3 protein-coding genes are annotated in these 2,463 nt (G+C 63.9%); all 3 read left to right on the plus strand.

The window, feature by feature from the left end; genetic code table 11:
• The first annotated feature begins 168 nt into the window (after positions 1-168).
• The gene (locus tag GXY33_18050; GenBank protein NLX07045.1) at positions 169-756 is read left to right on the plus strand and encodes an inorganic pyrophosphatase; all 588 of its coding nucleotides are present in this window, start codon (positions 169-171) and stop codon (positions 754-756) included.
• 20 nt (positions 757-776) lie between these two features.
• Complete coding sequence (locus GXY33_18055) at positions 777-1,535, plus strand: hypothetical protein (GenBank protein NLX07046.1); 759 nt, start codon at positions 777-779, stop codon at positions 1,533-1,535.
• 155 nt (positions 1,536-1,690) lie between these two features.
• Positions 1,691-2,463, plus strand: a 773-nt coding sequence (locus GXY33_18060; GenBank protein ID NLX07047.1) for a hypothetical protein, incomplete at its 3' end; no start/stop codon positions are given.

Consider the following 2,463-nt stretch of genomic DNA (forward strand, 5'->3'; position numbering starts at 1 on the left):
CGCTTCGGCCGGCGGTTCCTGCTGGCGGCGGTCAGGGTCAGCGACCCGCAGACGCGATTCGAGCGGCTCAGAAGGCGAAACGATCCGCGCGACCCGGATACCCGCGAGGAGTTCGATCGCCAGGAGCGAGCGGAGGAGGAGCTCTTCGGCCTCCGCCAGACGCACGACATGGCCGACCTGGAGATCCGCAACGACGGCCCGCTCGAAGACTTCCATCGGGCGATCGATCGATTGATTGACAAGGTGACCGGCTATATGCGGGTGGACCGTCCGCAGCGGACCTCGTCGCTGCCGCCGAGCCTGTACGGCTTCGTGCCGCGAACCTACTGCGCCGAACGGGTGGCGAAGCTCTCGGACGACGCCGAACGCGGCGACGGCGACCCGCTGGACATCTGCGTCGTGAGCGAACGCCCGGTCAGCCGGTCGGAGGTGATCCTGAACGCGAAGGTCATCGGCGTGATCCAGTGCATCGACGACGAGGACGCGGACGACAAGATCATCGGCGTCCTGGAGAACGATCCGTTCTGGTCGTACGCGGAGGACCTCTCGGACATTCCCGACGTCCTGGTCCAGCGGCTTCGCCACTACTTCAGCACGTACAAGAACCTGCCGCGCAAGCCGTCGCGGATGGACATCCGGCAGATCGCCGGACGCGATCGGGCAATGGCGGTCGTAAAGGCGGCGATGGACGACTACCAGGAATACTATCGCCTGATCGACGAGCGAACGGCGGCGACAACTGAGGCGAGGCCATAGAACCAAAGGAGGTTGTCACGATGCTCAGACGAACCGACGAATTGATCGGCTACGCCGTCCACGCAACCGACGGCGAGCTCGGCAACGCCATGGACTTCTACTTCGACACGCTGCGGTGGACGGTGCGCTACCTGCTGGTCGATTCGGCAACATGGCTGGGCGACCGCCAGGTCCTGATCGCTCCGCCGTCGCTGGGTCAGCCGGACGTACACACCGGGCGGATCCCGGTCAACCTGAGTCGCCAGCAGATCGCAAACAGCCCGCCGGTCACTGAGGATCAGCCGCTGACCCGCCAGCGGGAGCAGGAACTCGCCACGTACTATGGCTGGCCGCTGGACCGGCCGATCCCCGAATCGGACGCGCCGGGCCCAGCCGACCAGGAGCCCGTCATTATCCCGCCGGACCTCGACTCACCGCCGACCTACACGCTGGAAGAGCGAATGGTCGAGTCATGGCTCCGCAGCGCCAAACGGATCACCGAGTTCCTGGTGCTCGCGGCGGACGGCGAGGTCGGGCCGGTGGACGACCTGCTGATCGACACCGACGGCTGGATCATCAAGTACCTGATCGTCCAGGTGACCGACGCCGACCGGCCCAGGAAGGTCCTGCTGGCCCCGGAGTGGGCGACGCAAGTGACCTGGACGCAGGGCGTGATCGAGTTCGCGTTGTGGCGCGAGCAGATGATCCAGAGTCCGGAGTACGACGATGCGACATCGGTGAGCCGCGACTTCGAAACGACCCTCAGCGACTACTACGGACGACCGTATCGCAGAGAGTGAGAAACTCTGGATCGCTGATTACATTCTGACTTCTTCTCTGTCCAAAGCCCCCGCTCTCTCACGGTCGCGGCTCTTGGAGAGGCGGTCGCGGCGGTTTGGGATTTACAGCGGCATCGGGTTTTCGCATAATGTCGCGAAAACTGAAGGGTGGCGCTATGGCGAAAACCTCGAGCGGCGGACGGATCGGGTACAACAAGGGCGTCTTCACGCTGAGCTACAACGGCGTCGAGTATCTCAAGTCGGACCGGGTGATGTTCGCACCGACGCTGGCGAAACAGAACCTGCCGGAACCGGCGAAAACCACCTTTCGCAACAACACGCTGACGTACCGCTTCGATCGCGGACCGATCGCCACACTGAAGGTGACGTTCGAGGTCCGCAAGGGCCGCTTCGAGGTCGCCTCCGAGGCTGTGGCGGCCAGGAACGTGACGCTTTCGGCGTGGAACGTCTTCGGGCCGGGCCGCACGTTCGCGGGCTTCGATCAGATCGTGGTGGCCAATCCGAACATCAAGGGCCGACTGACCACCGGCGTGTTCGACAAGATGCGGCTTGACGATCAGTTCCGGTCGGTCACGCACACGATGGGGCTGGGCCTGCCGTCGTGGTTCTTTCCGCTGCCGACGCACTACATGCTGGCCTGCTACCGGCACATGCTGTTTCTCGGTTTGGACGAGGTGGGCGATTTCTCGGAGTGGACGATCGGCTACGAGGGCAAGAACATCACGCAGTGGTCGCTGGACTATGGCGAACACCTGTCGTTCAAGAAGGGCCAGACTCTCCGCTCGCCGCGGTGGATCGGCTTCTTCGTGGACACCGACAACCCGTTCGACCCGTGGCCGATCTACACCGCGATGCTCAGAAAACGCAGCCGCATCACCAACCCGCACGATGATCGGCCGGCGTGGTGGGCCGATCTGAACTACGTGAC

It is taken from the genome of Phycisphaerae bacterium (assembly GCA_012729815.1).
GTDB lineage: Bacteria > Planctomycetota > Phycisphaerae > JAAYCJ01 > JAAYCJ01 > JAAYCJ01.

What these genes read in the sequence shown, in the direction of transcription:
- GXY33_18050 (NLX07045.1), top strand. Translation starts at nt 169, where the DNA reads ATGGCCGACCTGGAGATCCGCAACGACGGCCCGCTCGAAGACTTCCAT.
- GXY33_18055 (NLX07046.1), top strand. Translation starts at nt 777, where the DNA reads ATGCTCAGACGAACCGACGAATTGATCGGCTACGCCGTCCACGCAACC.